The following is a 17,695-nucleotide window of genomic DNA, read 5'->3' on the forward strand; positions in this document are numbered from 1 at the left end:
CATGTCCAAGTCAAAGATTCTCGTTATCGATACCGAAGTTGTATCGACTCGGGTGGTGCTAGTTTCCCTACCGTGAGCGCCGGCGCAGTCACCTTCGAGTTCGTCCACACTACCCGCGAATTCTTCCCTCAACTGCAACGATGGCTCCGCGAACCGCACGTCGCGCGGTTCTGGAACCACGACACCGCGGACGCCGACATCGAGCGCGACTTCGGCGGCAGCATCGACGGCACCGAACCCTGCGAGGATTTCCTCGTGCTGCGGGGCGGCGTGCCGTTCGGCTTCATCCAGCGGTACCGGATCGCCGACTATCCCGAGGACCTCGCGCTCCTCACGGCCCTCGTCGACATCCCACCGGGCAGCATCTCCATCGACTACTTCGTCGGCGACCCCGGGCGTATCGGCCGAGGGCTGGGAACGGCGATGATCCGGGCGTTCGTCGCCAAGTGCCGCGCCGACCTACCCGACGCCACCGCGATCGTCGTCCCCGTCGTCGTCCCCAACCGGGCGTCGTGGCGGGCGCTGGAGAAGGCCGGCTTCCGACGCGTCGGCGAGGGCTATCTCCCACCCGACAACCCGATCGATGACGGAAGCCACTACGTCAGCAGACTCGACCTGCTTGAATGAGAAGATGTGCAGGTGGATGGCATACTCCGGCGATCCGATCCTCGTCGAGGACCTCCTCTTCCGGCCGGTCCATTCCCTGATCGACCAGAGCTTGCACTCCCGCATGGGTGCGACCACCACGAACGGTGACGGGTTCGGCATCGGCTGGTACGGGGACGGCCCCACCCCGGCCCTGTTCAAATGCATCGAACCCGCCTGGAACGAACGCAACCTGCGGGAGATCTCCCGCCAGATCCGGACGCCGATGCTCTTCGCGCACGTGCGCGCGTCGACGGGAACTCCCGTGCAGCGCAGCAACTGTCACCCCTTCCGGCACGGCAACTGGCTGTGGATGCACAACGGCGCGCTGCGCGGATTCACCGAGATGAAGCGCGAACTGGCCCTGGCCGTCGACCCGAGTCTCTACCCGCAGATCGAAGGATCCACCGACTCCGAGACACTGTTCTTCCTCGCGCTGACGTTCGGACTCACCGACGACCCGTTCACCGCCGTCGCCCGCGCCGTCGGGTTCGTCGAGGACGTCGGCGCCCGGCACGGGGTCGAGAACCCGGTGCAGGCGACGATCGCCACCACCGACGGCGTCTCCGTCTGGGTGTTCCGGTACTCGACCGAACAGCAGACGCGCTCGCTGTTCTTCTCCACCGCGATGGACAAGGTCCGTGCCCTGCACCCCGAGGTGGAGGTACTGCGCGAACTGGGCGACGAAACCCGGTTCGTGGTGTCCGAACCGCTGCGCGACCTCGAGGGCGCGTGGCAGGAGGTGCCCGAGTCCCATGCCGGGGTCATCCGCCCCGGCGACGACGAGATCCGGCCGTTTATGCCCGTCCCACCCGTCCGCTGAGACCGCGCCCCACTCCCCTCACCGCGTGCGGGACGCCCGGCGAGCGCGCACCGCGCTCCAGAACAACTCGAGCACAACCGCCAGCACCACGATCCCGATCATCGCCACGAACGTCTGCGGGGCGGTCAGCAGCGTCTGCACGGCGAAGACGACGAGAACGACGACGGTCAGTACGATTCCGGCGACGAGGATGCCTGCGCGGGAATCCGTTTCGTGGCGGAGCCGGTAGGCCGCGATCGACATCACGAGAAAGATCGCGAGAGCCACGGCGCTGCCGAGGGAGGCGATGGCGGTGAGATCCACCAGATTCGCCAGGAGCAGGATCAGCGTGACCGAGATGGTCAACCCGCGTGTGCCCCCGACCCAGGCTCGACTACCGAACACCGGTGGAAAGGTCCCGGATTCGGCGAGTTTGGCGGTGGAGCCGGCCGCCGCATAGACGTTGGCGTTGACCGAGGAGGAGGTGGCCAGCAGCGCCGCGAGAGCCATGATCGCGAACCCGGCGTCGCCGAGAGCGGGTTGGGCCGCAACGGCGAGGGCCGTATCGCCGTTGTCGATGACCTCCTGCACGGTCAGGGTTCCGAAGACTCCGAGAGCGATCAGCACGTACAGGAGGATCGTGATGCCCAGGGCCAGGTACATCGCACGAGGCAGGTTGCGACGCGGGTCGGGAAGGTCGCCGCCGGTGAAACTGATGACGGTGAAGCCCAGATAGGCGAAGAAGGTCAGCGCCACGCTGCCGACGATGTCCAGTGTCGGCGGGTACGTGGACGGTGCCAGCAGGCTCGGGTCGAGTTGAGCGAGTGTGACGACGACGAAGACGGCGAACACCGCGAGCAGGATCACCACGATCGCGGTCTGGACCCGGTCGATGAACTTGGTGCCCGCGATGTTGATCGCCGCCACGAGCACGACCACGCCGGAGGTGAGTATGCGACTCCACGCACCCGAATCGTCGAAGAACAGTGCGGCGCCGTAACTCCCGAACGAGACGGCCACCATGGCGGTGACGATGAGCGCCGCGAAGTAGAGCAGCCACGACGTGATTGCGGTGATGTGCCCGCGGCCGTACCCCTGGAGCAGGAATGTCACGATGCCGCCCGAGGACGGGTAGCGCGCCCCCAACTTCGCGACGGCATAGCCCTGCAAGGTGGCCACCACGCCGGCAAGGAGGAACGACAGCCACACCGCGGAGCCGGCCACGGCCCCGGCCTCCCCGAGGAGGGCGAAGATGCCGGCACCGACCATCGAGCCGACGCCGAGGAACGCGGCGCCGCGCACGGTCATGGCCTGAGCGCCCGCGGGGGCACCCTCGCCGGAGTCACGTCCGTCGAGGGGTTCACGGGCCATGTCGTCCATGTCATTCATGGTGCAACCGCCACGTCTGCGAAGGGCCGAGATCGGTCGCATCAGTCCGATGTCCAACTGGAGAACTGTGCCGGCCTCGTCCCCGTTACCAAGATGGCAATTGAATTTTACCGGAATTCTGCTGCGGTTTCGGTCCGGGCAGGCGCACAATTCGATTTGGCGGGCCTTCACGCGCCCGTGGGAGGTGGACCGTGGCGATGCGGTGCCGATCGAGCGGAGTGCCCTGAGCAACCGTCGTCATGCGGTCATGGACGCGGCGAGTTCGCAATGCGAATTCGGTTTCTTTGTCTCGAATTTCGGGTGGCAGTCGAAGATCTCCACACTCACCGGAGGGCTCGATGACATCGATCGCGCATCCGACGCCCACGCCGTTCACCGGCGAAGACTACGCCGCCCGAATGGCACGAGTCGTTCACGACGCCGTCGCCGCGGGCTTGGACGGTCTGCTCGTCACGCCGGGACCGGACCTGGTGTGGCTGACGGCGTATCGGCCGACCGCGATCACCGAACGACTCACGATTCTGGTGCTGTGCCCGGATCGGCAGCCGACCATGGTGGTGCCCGCGCTCGAACGACCCGACGCCGAAGGTGCGGACGGGACGGCTGCGGTGTCGCTCGTCGAGTGGTCCGACGGCACCGATCCGTACCAGGTGGCCGGCGCACTGCTCGACCCCACGGGTAGATACGGCGTCTCCGACTCCGCCTGGGCGATGCACCTGCTGGGCCTGCAGCGACAGCTACCGCGCTCGTCGTATGTGGCACTGACCGACGGAATGCCGATGTTGCGTGCCGTCAAGGACCCCGCCGAGCTGGCTCGGCTGTCCGCGGCCGGCGCCGCAGCCGATGCAGTGTACGAGCAGATCGTGCAGACACGTTTCGCCGGTCGGCGAGAGAACGAGGTCGCGGCAGAACTTGCCGGATTGTTGCGCCGATTCGGGCACGAGCAGGTCGATTTCACCGTCGTCGGCTCCGGACCCAACGGCGCGAATCCTCATCACGAGGCCGGTGACCGGAAGATCGAACGCGGTGACACCGTCGTCCTGGACTTCGGCGGCCTGATGTTCGGCTACGGCTCGGACACCTCCCGCACGGTCGCGGTGGGCGAGCCGGCACCCGAAGTGCAGCAGGTGCACGACATCGTCCGGCGGGCGCAGCAAGCGGCCGTCGAGGCCGTCCGACCCGGGATCAGCTGCCAGCAGATCGATCGGGTGGCGCGGTCGGTGATCACCGACGCCGGCTACGGCGAGCAGTTCATTCACCGCACCGGACACGGGATCGGGGTCACCACCCACGAGCCGCCGTACATCGTCGAGGGCGAGGAACAGCTCCTCGTCCCCGGCATGTGCTTTTCGATCGAACCGGGCATCTACCTCGCGGGCAGGTTCGGGATCCGCATCGAAGACATCGTCACCGTCACCGAAGACGGCGGACGCCGCCTGAACAACACCAGCCACGACCTGCGGGTTGTCGACTAGGAGGGCAGTGGGATGACACGCAGCAGCGAGGCCGGGAACGCCGATCGCCGGTTCCGGGACAGGTGGATGTCATGAGTGCACCGGACATACCCGCCGACCAGCCGCCCGCCCAGGCCGAGGCCCGCACCCGCGGTCCGGCGGGGTCGTGGATTTCCTGGCTCGCCCTGGCGTTGATGACCACCAGTTCGGTGGCGAGCCTGCGTCCGTCGCCGACGATGGCCGTGTACGGCCTGGCGTGCGTGTTCCTGTACCTCATCCCCGCGCTGGTGTTCCTGCTACCGACATCGCTGGTGTCGGCCGAGCTGGCATCGGGATGGGAAGGCGGCGTCTACAACTGGGTCTCCCGCGGGATCTCCAAGCCGATGGGATTCCTGGCGGTGTGGTGCCAGTTCGCCATGACGATCTTCTACTATCCGAGTCTGCTCGGGTACGTCGCAAGCACGCTCGCCTACGTCATCAACCCGGCCCTCGCGAGCAACGGAGTGTGGACCGCGATAGTCATCATGGTGACCTACTGGTCCGGGGTCTACATCTCCTCCCGCGGAACGAAGGGTGTGGCAGGTCTTTCCAGCGCCGGCCTGATCATCGGCACCCTGGTGCCCGGTGCACTGCTGGTGATTCTGGGAACGGTCTTCCTGGGCCAGGGCAATGCCTCCGCCGCACCGATGACCGCCGACCACCTGCTGCCTGCGTGGGCCGGCCTGGCCAGCCTCGTGTTGATCGTCAACAACTTCCTCTCCTACTCCGGCATGGAGATGAATGCGGTGCACGTGTCGTCCCTGCGGAACCCGGGCAAGGAATTCCCTCGCGCGATGTTCCTGTCCATGGGCCTGGTCCTGGCGATCTTCATCCTGCCCGCGCTGGCGATCAGCTGGGTGGTACCGGCCGAACAGCTGTCCCTGACCGCCGGGGTGATGCAGGCATTCGACGCGGTCTTCGCGGAGTTCGGCTGGCAATGGCTCACACCGGTGATCGGAATCATGCTGGTGGCGGCGTCGCTCGGTGGCATGTTGACCTGGCTCGCCGGCCCGTCCAAGGGCTTGGTGCTCATCTCCCGGCAGGAAGGCTACCTGCCGCCGTTCCTGCAGCGGGTCAACAAGCACGGCGTGCAGCAGAACATTCTGGTCACGCAGGGCCTGGTCACCACCGTGATCGCCCTGCTCTACGCGTTCATCCCCGACGTGTCGAGCGCGTACTGGATCTTCTCGGTGATCACCACGCAGGTGTACCTGATCATGTACCTGCTGATGTTCGTCGCCGCGGTTCAGCTGCGCCGCAAGGCCCCCGACCACCCGCGTGGATACCGGGCACCGATGCTGGTCGGATTGTGCGGGGTCGGGTTCGCCGCCTCACTCGCCGCTCTCCTCATCGGCTTCATCCCGCCGTCGCAGTTCAGTTCCGGCAATGCCGGCGTGTACGTCCTGATCGTCGCCGCGGGAGCACTCGGCCTCGGCCTGCTCGTGCCCTATCTGTTCTACAGGGCCCGGAAGCCCTCGTGGAAGCAACCCGAGGAGAGCGAGTCATGACCACCGCGAAGGAAGCCTCGAGCCGACGCGACCGCATGATCATCTACGGTCTCGTCACCTTCATCATCGTGATCCTCACGATCATCGCCCTGCTCCTCTTCCCCTATGTCTCGTCGAACCGAGAAGCCGACGACAAGGCGGATCAGCTCATCGCGGCCCTCGACCAGGCCGGTGCCCGGACACCGTCGCACGACCAGATCGTCGGGGTGCTAGGGGACGACGGCGGGGCGATCTGCGCCAACCCGAACGCTCCCCTGGCCCGGGCCACGCTGCTGTCCCAGATGGCCAACGGAGCAGGCGGGCCTGGAACCCGGCCCGTCGTCGTGGACGAACGGGTGGTGAAGGGGGAACTGTTGGTCATCCAGATCTACTGCCCCGACAAACTTCCCGAATTCCAACAGTTCGTCGGCGACCTCGAGACCAGCGACGTGGCGGGTGAGTGAGCGATGAACCTGAGAGAACGCATCAGCGACCTGATGCCGCAGGCGCGAGAAGAACTGACCGAACTCGTCGCCATGCAATCGGTGGCCGACCCCCGCCGGTACCCTCCCGAAGAATGCCACCGTGCGGCCGAATGGGTGCGAGCGAAATTCGCGCAGCACGGCTTCACCGACGCCCGTCTGGAAGAAACGTCCGACGGCAGCCACGCCGTGGTCGGGTCACGCCCTTCCCCGAACCCGCACGCCCCCACCGTGCTGCTCTACGCCCACTACGACGTCCAACCCCCGCTCGACGACACCGCCTGGGAAACACCACCATTCCAGCTCACCGAGCGGAACGGACGCTGGTACGGACGCGGCACCGCCGACTGCAAAGGCAACATCCTCGTCCACCTGACGGCGCTGCGAGCCCTCGGAGCCGAACTCCCCGTGCACCTGAAACTCGTCGTCGAGGGGTCGGAGGAGCAGGGCACCGGCGGTCTTGAAGGCTTCGTCCGCGAAAATGCCGATCTCCTGCGCGCCGACGCGATTCTCGTGTGCGACACCGGTAACGCCGATGTGGGCCTGCCGGCCGCCACCGTCAGCCTGCGGGGACTGGTCAACGTCGTCGTCACCGTCGAAGCACTCACCTCAGATCTGCACTCCGGCATGTTCGGTGGCGCCGCCCCCGACGCCCTCGCCGCGTTGATCGCGATGCTGGCAACGCTGCGAGACGCCAAGGGCAACACCACCGTCAACGGTGTGGACAACACCCAGACCTGGACCGGAGAACTCTACCCGCCGGAACAGTTCCGCACCGACGCCGGAATGCTCGACACCGAATCGTTTCTCGGCGACGGCACCGTCTCCGACATGCTCTGGGCGCGTCCGGCGCTGACCGTCCTCGGCATCGACTGCCCGCCGGTGGTCGGATCGGCGGCCGCGATCGCACCGCGGGCACGCGCCCGCCTGAACCTGCGGATACCGCCCGGGCTCGAACCCGCGCAGGCACAGCGAGCGCTGATCGACCATCTGCACTCCGCGGCGCCCTGGGGGGTGGCCGTCGACGTCGAGGTCGAGGCCTCGGGGGCGCCGTACCGGACCCGCACCGACGGACCTGCCTACCGGGCCCTCGGTTCGGCCATGGAGGAGGCCTACGGCCGGCCCATGGTCATGCTGGGACAGGGCGGCTCCATTCCGCTGTGCAACGTCCTCGCCGACACGTACCCGGACGCCGAGATCATCTTGATGGGCGTCGAGGAACCCCGGGCACTGATCCATGCCCCCAACGAAAGTGTCGACCCCTCGGAGATCGCGGCGATGTCGCTGGTCGAAGCCCGGTTCCTGCAGAACTACGCGAGTATCCGCTCATGACGTCCGCAGCGGGTCCGGCCCGCACCTCACCGCAACTGGGCGCGGCGGTCCTCCTCGTCACCGTCGGGGTGCTCGAGATCCTGCAGGGCCTCTCCGCCGTGTCCAAGGACGAGGTGCTCGTCGTCGAGGCCGGATACACGTACGAATTCGACGTCACCTCGTGGGGGTGGACCCACATCGTGCTCGGGGCGCTGGTCGCCGCGGCGGGTGTCGCTCTGCTCGCCGGGGTGACGTGGGCCCGCGGCGCCGCCTTCGTGATCTGCGGTCTGTCGATCGTCGTCAACTTCCTGTGGCTGCCGTACTACCCGATGTGGGCGATCACCCTCATCGCGCTCGACGCGGTCGTGATCTGGGCTGTGGCGGCCTGGCATCCCACTAGGGTCTGACGTCCGCGTGCTCGGCTCGCCATCTGCTCGGGCTGACCCCGAACCGGCCGCGGAACCACCGTGAGAAGTTGCTCGGCGCCGAGAACGCCAGCATGTCCGCGATCTCGGTGAGGTTCAGCCGCGGATTCGCGACCATCCGTTCGGCGAGTTCGGTGCGGGTGCCGTCGAGGACGGTGGAGAACGACTCTCCACTCTCGGCGAGACGGCGGTGCACGGTTCTCCGGTCGACCCCCAGGCTGCGGGCCACCTGCTCGACGGAACAGCGGCCGGTGGGAAGCAGCAGTTCGATCAACTCGCGGACCCGGCTCACGATCGTCACGTCGTCCGACGGCTCCCACGATTCGAGCAGTTGCTGGGTATAGGGGCGGAGCAGCGGATCGGACATCTTGTTCGGCGCGTTCAGGTCGCCGGCCTCGAGGACGATGCCTGCGAACTCGTGGTCGAACTTCATCGCAGGCCCGAACAACCGGCGGTGCGTCGCGGCGTCGGCCGGGGCCGGGTGCGGGAAGCAGACGGCGAGCGGTTTCCAGCCGCCGCCGAGGAAGCCCCGCAGGAGCCGGTGCAGCACCCCCACCGCCAGTTCCACCGACTGCCGGATGTCGGTGGCCTCCCCCACATCGAGTTCGATTCGCAGAGTCACCAGCCCGCCGCGCTCCGACATCCGGGTCCGCAACGCTTCGTTGTACGTGTGGTCGTAGCGGGTGAGGACACGCAGGGCGCTGCGGACGTCGGGTTCCTCGCGGACGACGAGGCTGAGCGGTCCGAGGTTGGAGAACTGCCTGCGTTCGGCGAGGCGAACCCCGAAATCCGCGTATCCGGATCTGTCCGCCGACTGCTCGAGCAGTCGCGCGATCGCTGCGGCGGGTATCCAGCGGTCCTGCAGACCGAGCCCGGACGGGTCGAGGCCGGCGGCGCGCAGCAGCGGTGCCGGCTCGAGTCCGAGCGACCGGCACAGTTCCACGTACCCGTTCAATGATGCGTAACGCGCGAGAGGTTTCATATCCCGTCCCTGCCCTCTCCCGACACCTGGCCGTGTCCCGAAATGATAGGCGTCCTGTCCCGTCAGGATAAGCATACGACCGGACGCGCCCCTACTGTTAGGTGCATCACAGAGAGACGGCGCGGAGAGCTACCCCACGGCACCGGATCACCCCGGCCCGCCCCGCGAGCAGTTCCGCAGCGGTACCGCGCCGATCATCACGTCGAAGAGGAGAAATACTGTGGCACAGGCTGTTCGGTTCTACGAGCACGGCGCACCCGAGGTCATGCAGTGGGAGTCCGTCGAGGTCGGAGAACCCGGCCCGCACGGGGTCCGGATCCGCCACGAGGCGGTCGGCCTGAACTTCGCCGACACCTACTTCCGCACCGGCCTCTACCCGGCCGAACTGCCCGCGGGCATGGGCGTCGAGGGCGCCGGTGTGGTCGAGGCGGTCGGCACCGGAGTGACCCACGTGCAGGTCGGCGACCGCGTCACCTACACGGGCAGTCCGCTCGGCGCGTACAGCACCGAACGCGTGATGCCTGCCGCCCCGCTCATTCCGCTGCCGTCCGCGATCGGCTTCGACACGGCCGCCGCGATGACGATGCGCGGGCTCACGTCGGCCTACCTGCTGCGCCGCATCGCCCCGCTGAAGGCCGGCGACACCGTGCTGCTCCACGCGGCCGCCGGTGGCGTCGGACTCATCTTCACCCAGTGGGCGAAGCTGCTGGGCGTCAACGTGATCGGGACGGTCTCCACCGACGAGAAGGCTGCGATCGCTCGCGACCACGGCTGCGAGCACGTGATCGTCTACACCCGTGAGAACGTCGCCGAACGGGTCCGCGAGATCACCGACGGCGCCGGCGTTCCCGTCGTCTACGACAGCATCGGCCAGTCCACCTTCGAGACCTCGCTCGACTGCCTCTCCCGGCGGGGGCTGCTCGTGTGCTTCGGCACGGCGTCGGGACCGATTCCGCCGATCAACGCGATGCAGTTGGCCGTCAAGGGTTCGCTGTTCGTCACCCGGCCCGCGCTCGCCGACTACATCGCGGACCCGGCGGAGCGCGCCGAACTCGCCGGTGAACTGTTCGGCCACGTCGAGGCGGGCCGGATCCGCATCGAGATCAACCAGAGCTACGGACTCGAGGACGCCGTCCAGGCGCACCGCGACCTCGAATCCGGCACCAGCATCGGCTCCTCGGTGTTCCGGCTCTGAGCCGCGCCACCCCTCACCACGACGGAGACACCATCATGAACGACACCGCGCAACTGACGTATTCGCCCGAGCGGCACGCGATCCTCTCCCCCTCCGGTTCGTTCCGGCTGACGCCGATGACCTGCTCTCTCGGCGCCGAATTGTTCGACGTGAACCTCGGCGACGTCTCTCGCGACGACGCCCTGTTCGCCGAACTCCGGGAACTGCTGCTCGAGTACAAGGTTCTGTTCTTCCGCGACCAGGACATGAGCCGCGCGGAGCACGTGGCGCTCGCCGAGCGTTTCGGCCCGCTCGAGGATCATCCCGTCGCGGGCAGCGACCCCGAGCATCCCGGGCTGGTGCGGATCTACAAGGACCTCGACAGCCCGGCCGAGCACTACGAGAACGCCTTCCACTGCGACGCCACCTGGCGTGACAACCCGCCCATGGGGTGCGTGCTCCGCGCCGTCGAGACGCCGCCGGTGGGTGGCGACACCATCTGGGTGAACATGGCGCTGGCCTACGAGAAACTTCCCGACCGGGTGAAGGAGCAGATCGGCGGACTGCGCGCCCGGCACAGCATCGAGGCCTCGTTCGGCGCGGCCCAGACGCTGGAGCAGCGGCACGCCCTGCACGATCGGTTCCCCGATGCCGAGCACCCCGTGGTGCGCACCCACCCGGACACCGGCGAAAAGATCCTGTTCGTCAATTCCTTCGCAACCCACTTCGTCAATTACCACACCCCGGACAACATCCGGTACGGCATCGACTACGCGCCCGGCAGTAGCAACCTGCTCAACTACCTGATCAGCCAGGCCTCGATCCCCGAGTACCAGGTGCGGTGGCGGTGGACCCCGAACAGTGTTGCGATCTGGGATAACCGGTCCACACAGCATTACGCCGTCCAGGACTACTGGCCCGCCGTCCGCAAGATGGAACGCGCCGGAATCGTCGGCGATCGGCCCTTCTGAATTTCTCACTTCCACTAGTCATCAGTTCCGATTTCGAAACGGAGAACACCCATGCATTTCCACGACGACGCCCTCTTCCCCGAAAACCAGGAGAAGCTGGTCATCACGTGTGCCCCGTACGGTCCGGAGTGGGAGCCGGACGACTTCCGCGAGGACCTGCCGCTGACGATGGACGAGCACGTGCAGAAGGCGGTGGACTGCTACGAGGCCGGCGCCACCGTGCTGCACATCCACGTCCGTGAACTCGACGGCAAGGGCTCCAAGCGGCTGTCGAAGTTCAACGAACTGCTCGCCGGACTGCGGCAGGCGGTGCCGGAGATGATCCTGCAGGTCGGCGGTTCCATCTCGTTCGCCCCCGAGGGTGAGGGTGCGGACGCGAAGTGGCTCTCCGACGACACCCGGCACATGCTCGCCGACCTCGATCCGGCACCGGATCAGGTGACGATCGCGATCAACACCTCGCAGATGAACATCATGGAGTTGATGACCGCCGACGACATCGCGGGCACCTCGATGCAGCGGCCCGAGCTGGCCGAGGCGTACCGGGAGATGACGGTCCCGGCCGGTCCGGCGTGGGTGGAGGAGCATCTGCGTCGTCTGCAGGCGGCCGGGATCCAGCCGCATTTCCAGCTGTCGAGCATCCCGCAGCTCGAGACCGTGGAGCGATTGATCCGGCGTGGGGTCTACACCGGTCCGCTGAATTTGACCTGGGTCGGTATCGGTGGCGGCTTCGACGGCCCGAATCCGTACAACATCATGAATTTCGTGCAGCGGGTGCCGGACGGTGCGTGCCTGACCCTCGAGACGTTGATGCGCAGTGTGCTGCCGGTCAACGCGATGGCGATCGCGATGGGTCTGCATCCGCGGTGCGGCAACGAGGACACGATCTGGGGTCGCAAGGGCGAGAAGATGACGTCGGTCGCGCAGGTCGAGCAGTTGGTCCGGGTGGCCGGGGAGCTGGGCCGGGAGGTGGCCACCGGTAAGGAGGCCCGCGACATCTACCGGATCGGTCAGACCTACGCCGACGCCGACGAGACCCTCGCCAAGCTCGGTTACGCCCCGAACCGCCGTCCCGGCCAGGTCGGATTCACCCAGCACGCCTGAGTTCCCGCACCCGAGGGGATTTCGTCACGAACGGGGAGGGAGCCGGAGGATTCGCTGCTCCTGCCGAGCACGCCCGGCTCCCTCCCCACACCCTTTACCAATCCTGTCGGCCATAGGAGGCCTCATGGGACCGAACACCACCACCGCCCCGGACACTGTCGGCGAGACCGCTGCGCCGGCCCGACGGTCGCGGGTCTACCCCTGGATCGTCTTCGCGCTCACCTTCGGACTGCTGCTGTCGGACTACATGTCCCGGCAGGTTCTCAGCGCCGTCTTCCCGCTCCTCAAAACCGAATGGGCGCTGTCCGATTCACAGCTGGCTTCGCTCAGCAGCGTCGTCGCACTCATGGTCGGCCTGCTGACTCTCCCGCTGTCGCTACTGGCCGACCGGTGGGGCCGGGTCAAGAGCCTGCTTCTCATGGCCGTCCTGTGGAGCGCTGCCACGCTGCTCTGTGCGCTCGCCACCAACTACGAGCAGATGCTCGGCGCCAGATTCCTCGTCGGTGTCGGCGAAGCCGCCTACGGCAGTGTCGGCATCGCAGTGGTGCTCAGCGTGTTCGCCCCGCGCGTGCACTCCGCGCTCAGCGGCGCCTTCATGGGCGGCGGATCGTTCGGTTCCGTGATCGGTGTCGCCCTCGGCGGCGTCATCGCCGTCAACCTCGGCTGGCGCTGGTCGTTCGCCGCGATGGCCGTCTTCGGCCTCATCCTCGTCGCCCTGTTCCGTGCCCTCGTATCCGAACGGAAACTGACGGACGCCGCCGTCCTCGACGACCCCGCCGACACACCCACCGGCTTCCGGGCACCGCTCTCGAGCCTCTTCTCCACACCCGCCGTCGTGCTGGCGTACATCGGTGGCGGTCTGCAGATGTTCACCGCGGGCGTCCTGCTGGCGTGGCTGCCGAGTTTCTTCAACCGCTCATACGGCCTCGCCCCCGACAAGGCCGGCGCGATGGCGTCGATCTTCGTCCTCGCCGTCGGCAGCGGCATGGTGGTGTGCGGCATCATCACCGACCGTGTGAGCCGGGACGATCCCACCAAGAAATGGACCACGGCCGTCGTGTACGGCGTGCTCTCGCTCGTGTTCCTCGGAGCCGGTTTCCAGATGCCGTCCGGTTCCACCCAGCTGATCCTGATCGGCATCGGCGCCTTCTTCTCCGCCGGCTCGTCCGGTCCGATCGCCGCGATGGTCGCGAACCTCACCCACTCCTCGGTGCGTGCCTCCGCCTTCGGCACCCTCACACTCGCCAACAACCTTCTCGGACTGGCACTCGGTCCGTTCGTCGTCGGACTGCTCGCCGACCGCTTCGGCCTCGTCACCGCCCTGCAGATCGCGCCCCTGATCTACGTCGTCGCGATCGTCGCCCTGATTCTCGGCAAACGTGCCTACCCGGCCGGACGCCGCAAGCTCGCCGCCCTTACCGCCATCTCTTAGGAAACTGGAGCCGACCGTGACCACCTCCACCGAACCGACCGTGGTGATCGTGCCCGGACTGCGCGATCACGTCGCCGACCACTGGCAGACGTTGCTCGCCGAGCGACTCGACAACGTGCGGACGGTGCCGCCGCTCGAGCGGGACAAGCTCAGTCTCGCCGCGCGGATCGCCGCCCTCGACACCGTTCTCACCGACATCGACGGTCCGGTGGTGCTCGTCGCGCACAGCGCGGGCGTGGCGATCACGGTGCACTGGGCCCAGCAGGCGTCCCGTCCCGTTCAGGGCGCCCTGCTGGCCACCCCACCGGACTTCGAGGAGCCGCTCCCCGCGGGCTACCCCGCACGCGGGGACCTCGACGCGAACGGCTGGAACCCCGTCCCCCGGCGCCGGCTCCCGTTCCCCAGCATCGTGGCGGCGAGCACCGACGACCCGCTGGCCCGGTTCCGCCGGGTCGCCGGGATGGCCGAATCGTGGGGCAGCAAGCTCGTCGACCTCGGCGCCGTCGGTCACCTCAACCCGGCCGCCGGCTACGGGTACTGGCCGTACGCCGAAGAGCTGCTCCGCGAGCTGATCAACTCGACCGCCGCCACCGCCGCGTCGTTCGCGTAGCGCGACGGCACTGTTCCCCCGACGAGAAAGTTCACCGTGCTCAACCTCTCCGTACTTCTCGAAGACTCGGCCCGCCGATTCCCCGACCGCGTCGCCCTGGTGCTCGGTGACCAGCGGATGACCTACGCCGACCTCGACGCCCAGTCGAACCGGGTCGCGAACCTGCTGGTGTCGGCCGGCATCGAACCCGGCGACACGATCGCGCTGTCGTGCCCCAACATTCCGCAGTTCCCCGTCGTCTACTACGGCATCCTCAAGGCGGGCGCGGTGGTCGTGCCGCTCAACGTTCTGCTCAAGGATCGTGAGATCGCGTATCACCTCGACGATTCCGATGCCAAGGCCTACTTCTGCTTCGAGGGCACCCCCGAACTGCCGATGGGCGAGTACGGACTGTCCGGCTTCGCGCAGAGTCCCCGCTGCCGCGCCCTGTTCCGCATCACCACCGACCCGGCCGCCCCCGCCATGATCGACGGCGTCGGGACGCTCGCCGACGCCCTCGCGCGGCACGACAGCAACTTCGACGCCGTGGTCCGCGAACCCGGGGACACCGCCGTCATCCTGTACACGAGCGGCACCACCGGAAAACCCAAGGGCGCCGAACTCACCCACGCCAACATGGCGCTGAACGCGCTGACCGCCAACCGGCTGTTCGACAGCACACCCTCGACCCACGACCGGTATCTGGTGACACTGCCGCTGTTCCACTCGTTCGGCCAGACCGTCACCCTCAACGCAGGCATCTCGGTGGGCGCGACCCTCGTGCTGCTGCCCCGGTTCGAGGCCCGGGCCGCACTCGACCTCATCGAGCGGGAGGACATCACCGTCTTCGCGGGTGTGCCCACCATGTACTGGGGGCTGCTCGGCGCCCTCGACGAACATCCCGTCGACATCGACCGCATCGCCCGGAACATGCGCCGTGCCATCTCCGGCGGCGCCGCCCTGCCGGTGGAGATCCTCACCCGGTTCGCCGACCGGTTCGGCGTGCAGATCCTCGAGGGCTACGGGCTGTCCGAGACGTCGCCGCTCGCGACGTTCAGCGACCCCGCTCTCGAACCCCGGCCCGGATCGATCGGCGTTCCCGTCTGGGGCATCCAGGCGCGTCTCGTCGACAAGGAGTGGAACACCGTCACCGGGACCGATCAGATCGGTGAGATCGCGCTGCGCGGTCACAACATCATGAAGGGCTACTACAACCGCCCCGAGGCCACCGCGGAAGTGCTGCGCGACGGCTGGTTCCGCACCGGCGACCTCGCGCGGGTCGACGAGGACGGCTTCTACTACATCGTCGACCGCGCCAAGGACCTCATCGTGCGCGGCGGTTTCAACGTCTATCCCCGCGAGATCGAGGACGTCCTCATCGGGCACGACGCCGTCTCCCTCGCCGCCGTCGTCGGTGTCCCCGACGACAGCCACGGCGAGGAGGTCAAGGCCTACGTCATCCTCGAACCGGGCGCACAGATCACCCCCGGCGAGCTGATCGCCTGGTCCAAGCAGCAGATGGCGAGCTACAAATACCCTCGCACCGTCGAATTCGTCGACTCCCTGCCGATGACCGCCACCGGCAAGATCCTCAAACGCGAACTCGGCCGCACGCCGGCCGCGCTCTGACTCACTCCGCACTCTGACATCTCAGAGCACACTTCCATCGAAAGCTCCGCCCATGAGTACGTCGTCCCCCACTCCGACGACCCCCGACGAGCTGACCGCTCCCCTCGACCTCCTCCTCACCCGCGGAACCCGCGGCGTCGCCGCCCGCATGCTCCCCGACAGCTCCTGGAGCCGGTTCGGCATCAGCCTCGCCGGCAGGCCCCGCACGGTCGCCCTGCGCGGCGGCGCCCTCGTCCGTGAACTCGGTGCGATCGTCGCCGGCACGTCCGACCGGGCTCCCGCCAAGGCGGACAAGCGTTTCGGCGATGCCGCGTGGCAGCAGAATCCCGCCCTGCGGCGGGCCATGCAGGCGTATCTCGCCACCTCGCACACCGCCACTGCCCTGCTCGAGGACGCCGACCTGGACTGGCGCGATCACGAACGGATGCGGTTCGTCTTCGACAACCTGGTCGAAGGACTGTCGCCGACCAACAATCCGTTCCTCAGCCCGCTCGGGTGGAAGGCGATGGTGGACACCGGCGGACTCAGTGCGGTACGCGGTGTCCGGGCCTTCCTCCGCGACATGCAGTCGAGTCCGCGGGTGCCTGCCATGGTCGAACCCGACGCGTTCGAGGTCGGGGAGCACGTGGCGGCGACGAAGGGTGCCGTGGTCTTCCAGACCCGCACGTTCGAGCTGATCCACTATGCGCCGCAGACGGAGACGGTCCACGCCACACCGCTGCTGATCGTCCCGCCCGTCATCAACAAGTACTACATCCTCGACATCGCACCGGGCCGCAGCCTGATCGAGCACCTCGTGCAGCAGGGACAGCAGGTCTTCGCGATCTCCTGGCGCAACCCCCACGCCCGGCACCGGGACTGGGGTGCCGACACGTACGGTGCCGCGATCCTGGAGGCTCTCGACGCGGTGCAGTGCATCGCCGGAACCACGAGCGCGCACGTCCTCGGCACCTGCTCGGGCGGCATTCTCGCCGCCATGGTCGCCGCACACCTCACCGAGATCGGCGAGGGCGACCGTATCGCCGGCCTCACCCTGGCCGTGACCGTTCTCGATCAGACCCGCGCCGGAACGGCGTCGGCCATGATGAGCGAGCGTGCCGCTGCCGCGGCGATCCGGGACTCGGCCGCCAAGGGATTCCTCGACGGTCGCACGCTCGCGGAGATGTTCGCATGGCTGCGTCCCACCGATCTGGTCTGGCGGTACTGGGTCAACAACTACGTGCAGGGCCGGTCTCCGGCCGCGTTCGACGTGCTGTTCTGGAACTCGGACACCACCCGCATGGCGGCGGCACTGCACCGCGACCTCGTGCTGCTCGGCCTGCGCAACGCGCTGACGATCCCCGGTGCCGCCACCATGCTCGGCACGCCCGTCGACCTCGGCACGGTGACCGCGGATTCGTACGTGGTCGGCGGGTCCGCCGACCACCTCTGCCCGTGGCAGTCGACCTACCGCAGCGCTCGCCTCCTCGGCAGCAAGGACGCGCGGTTCGTGCTGTCGTCGAACGGACACATCGCCTCACTCGTGAACCCGCCGGGCAACCCGCGGGCGTCGTACCGGTTCGGCGAACCCGTCTCCGAGACGCCGGACGCGTGGCTCGCCACCGCGGAGACTGCGACGGACTCGTGGTGGACCGACTACGCGCACTGGCTCGCCGAACGCAGCGGACCCGACGTCGACGCACCGCACACCCTCGGTGCCCGGCAGTACCCGCCGCTGGCGCCCGCCCCCGGCACCTATGTGCACCACTCCTGACCCGCTCGTCACCGACAGAGGAACACC

At 67.6% G+C, this 17,695-nt stretch carries 16 protein-coding genes; 14 read left to right on the forward strand and 2 right to left on the reverse strand.

The features are described 5' to 3' along the window. Window positions 1–72: 72 nt before the first annotated feature. Entirely contained in the window at window positions 73–627 is a 555-nt protein-coding gene (locus tag BLV94_RS27000; protein WP_072943779.1) for a GNAT family N-acetyltransferase, read from the forward strand. A gap of 16 nt (window positions 628–643) precedes the next feature. Next, the gene (locus BLV94_RS27005; RefSeq protein WP_072943781.1) at window positions 644–1,468 is read left to right on the forward strand and encodes a class II glutamine amidotransferase; all 825 of its coding nucleotides are present in this window, start codon (window positions 644–646) and stop codon (window positions 1,466–1,468) included. Window positions 1,469–1,486: 18 nt separating this feature from the next. Here BLV94_RS27005 and BLV94_RS27010 read toward each other — a convergent pair whose 3' ends face one another. Next, a complete protein-coding gene (locus tag BLV94_RS27010; protein ID WP_083395936.1) occupies window positions 1,487–2,836 on the reverse strand; it encodes an APC family permease in 1,350 nt (449 codons plus the stop codon). Window positions 2,837–3,174: 338 nt separating this feature from the next. Here BLV94_RS27010 and BLV94_RS27015 point away from each other — a divergent pair, with 338 nt between their 5' ends. The 5 genes from BLV94_RS27015 to BLV94_RS27035 all read left to right on the forward strand — a co-directional run bounded on the left by BLV94_RS27015 (window position 3,175) and on the right by BLV94_RS27035 (window position 8,016). Next, window positions 3,175–4,311 carry a M24 family metallopeptidase gene (locus tag BLV94_RS27015; protein ID WP_072943782.1) on the forward strand — a complete coding sequence of 379 codons (1,137 nt, stop codon included), beginning with the start codon at window positions 3,175–3,177 and terminating at the stop codon, window positions 4,309–4,311. Between the two features lie 71 nt (window positions 4,312–4,382). Continuing rightward, on the forward strand, window positions 4,383–5,837 hold the full coding sequence (gadC, locus tag BLV94_RS27020) for a glutamate/gamma-aminobutyrate antiporter GadC (RefSeq protein WP_072943784.1): 1,455 nt from the start codon (window positions 4,383–4,385) through the stop codon (window positions 5,835–5,837). Then, window positions 5,834–6,280 carry a hypothetical protein gene (locus BLV94_RS27025; RefSeq protein WP_072943786.1) on the forward strand — a complete coding sequence of 149 codons (447 nt, stop codon included), beginning with the start codon at window positions 5,834–5,836 and terminating at the stop codon, window positions 6,278–6,280. Before gadC ends, BLV94_RS27025 begins: the two co-directional genes overlap by 4 nt. Before the next feature lie 3 nt (window positions 6,281–6,283). Continuing rightward, window positions 6,284–7,630: a dipeptidase gene (locus BLV94_RS27030; RefSeq protein ID WP_072943788.1), complete on the forward strand. Its 1,347-nt coding sequence runs from the start codon at window positions 6,284–6,286 to the stop codon at window positions 7,628–7,630. Further along, window positions 7,627–8,016: a DUF7144 family membrane protein gene (locus BLV94_RS27035; RefSeq protein WP_072943790.1), complete on the forward strand. Its 390-nt coding sequence runs from the start codon at window positions 7,627–7,629 to the stop codon at window positions 8,014–8,016. Before BLV94_RS27030 ends, BLV94_RS27035 begins: the two co-directional genes overlap by 4 nt. Here BLV94_RS27035 and BLV94_RS27040 read toward each other — a convergent pair. Next, window positions 8,006–9,016 (reverse strand): AraC family transcriptional regulator, encoded by a 1,011-nt coding sequence (locus BLV94_RS27040; RefSeq protein WP_072943791.1) that lies wholly within the window; start codon window positions 9,014–9,016, stop codon window positions 8,006–8,008. The genes BLV94_RS27035 and BLV94_RS27040 overlap by 11 nt on opposite strands. Before the next feature lie 220 nt (window positions 9,017–9,236). Between BLV94_RS27040 and BLV94_RS27045 the strand changes: the two genes are divergently transcribed. The 7 genes from BLV94_RS27045 (at window position 9,237) to BLV94_RS27075 (ending at window position 17,668) form a co-directional block, all read left to right on the forward strand. Next, on the forward strand, window positions 9,237–10,211 hold the full coding sequence (locus BLV94_RS27045) for a quinone oxidoreductase family protein (protein ID WP_072943793.1): 975 nt from the start codon (window positions 9,237–9,239) through the stop codon (window positions 10,209–10,211). A gap of 35 nt (window positions 10,212–10,246) precedes the next feature. Continuing rightward, complete coding sequence (locus BLV94_RS27050) at window positions 10,247–11,161, forward strand: TauD/TfdA dioxygenase family protein (protein WP_072943795.1); 915 nt, start codon at window positions 10,247–10,249, stop codon at window positions 11,159–11,161. 51 nt (window positions 11,162–11,212) lie between these two features. Continuing rightward, entirely contained in the window at window positions 11,213–12,265 is a 1,053-nt protein-coding gene (locus tag BLV94_RS27055) for a beta-keto acid cleavage family enzyme (protein ID WP_072943797.1), read from the forward strand. Window positions 12,266–12,389: 124 nt separating this feature from the next. Continuing rightward, a complete protein-coding gene (locus BLV94_RS27060) occupies window positions 12,390–13,697 on the forward strand; it encodes an MFS transporter (protein ID WP_072943799.1) in 1,308 nt (435 codons plus the stop codon). Window positions 13,698–13,713: 16 nt separating this feature from the next. Then, entirely contained in the window at window positions 13,714–14,307 is a 594-nt protein-coding gene (locus BLV94_RS27065) for an RBBP9/YdeN family alpha/beta hydrolase (RefSeq protein ID WP_072943801.1), read from the forward strand. Window positions 14,308–14,343: 36 nt separating this feature from the next. After that, complete coding sequence (locus BLV94_RS27070) at window positions 14,344–15,915, forward strand: long-chain-fatty-acid--CoA ligase (protein ID WP_072943803.1); 1,572 nt, start codon at window positions 14,344–14,346, stop codon at window positions 15,913–15,915. A 52-nt stretch (window positions 15,916–15,967) separates the two neighbouring features. Then, window positions 15,968–17,668: a PHA/PHB synthase family protein gene (locus tag BLV94_RS27075; RefSeq protein ID WP_072943805.1), complete on the forward strand. Its 1,701-nt coding sequence runs from the start codon at window positions 15,968–15,970 to the stop codon at window positions 17,666–17,668. Window positions 17,669–17,695: the final 27 nt, after the last annotated feature.

This window comes from Rhodococcus koreensis, assembly GCF_900105905.1.
GTDB lineage: Bacteria > Actinomycetota > Actinomycetes > Mycobacteriales > Mycobacteriaceae > Rhodococcus_F > Rhodococcus_F koreensis.

What these genes read in the sequence shown, in the direction of transcription:
- BLV94_RS27025 (WP_072943786.1), top strand. Translation starts at nt 5,834, where the DNA reads ATGACCACCGCGAAGGAAGCCTCGAGCCGACGCGACCGCATGATCATC.
- BLV94_RS27040 (WP_072943791.1), bottom strand. Translation starts at nt 9,016, where the DNA reads ATGAAACCTCTCGCGCGTTACGCATCATTGAACGGGTACGTGGAACTG.
- BLV94_RS27030 (WP_072943788.1), top strand. Translation starts at nt 6,284, where the DNA reads ATGAACCTGAGAGAACGCATCAGCGACCTGATGCCGCAGGCGCGAGAA.
- BLV94_RS27055 (WP_072943797.1), top strand. Translation starts at nt 11,213, where the DNA reads ATGCATTTCCACGACGACGCCCTCTTCCCCGAAAACCAGGAGAAGCTG.
- BLV94_RS27015 (WP_072943782.1), top strand. Translation starts at nt 3,175, where the DNA reads ATGACATCGATCGCGCATCCGACGCCCACGCCGTTCACCGGCGAAGAC.
- gadC (WP_072943784.1), top strand. Translation starts at nt 4,383, where the DNA reads ATGAGTGCACCGGACATACCCGCCGACCAGCCGCCCGCCCAGGCCGAG.
- BLV94_RS27075 (WP_072943805.1), top strand. Translation starts at nt 15,968, where the DNA reads ATGAGTACGTCGTCCCCCACTCCGACGACCCCCGACGAGCTGACCGCT.
- BLV94_RS27010 (WP_083395936.1), bottom strand. Translation starts at nt 2,836, where the DNA reads ATGAATGACATGGACGACATGGCCCGTGAACCCCTCGACGGACGTGAC.
- BLV94_RS27035 (WP_072943790.1), top strand. Translation starts at nt 7,627, where the DNA reads ATGACGTCCGCAGCGGGTCCGGCCCGCACCTCACCGCAACTGGGCGCG.
- BLV94_RS27005 (WP_072943781.1), top strand. Translation starts at nt 644, where the DNA reads ATGGCATACTCCGGCGATCCGATCCTCGTCGAGGACCTCCTCTTCCGG.
- BLV94_RS27050 (WP_072943795.1), top strand. Translation starts at nt 10,247, where the DNA reads ATGAACGACACCGCGCAACTGACGTATTCGCCCGAGCGGCACGCGATC.
- BLV94_RS27060 (WP_072943799.1), top strand. Translation starts at nt 12,390, where the DNA reads ATGGGACCGAACACCACCACCGCCCCGGACACTGTCGGCGAGACCGCT.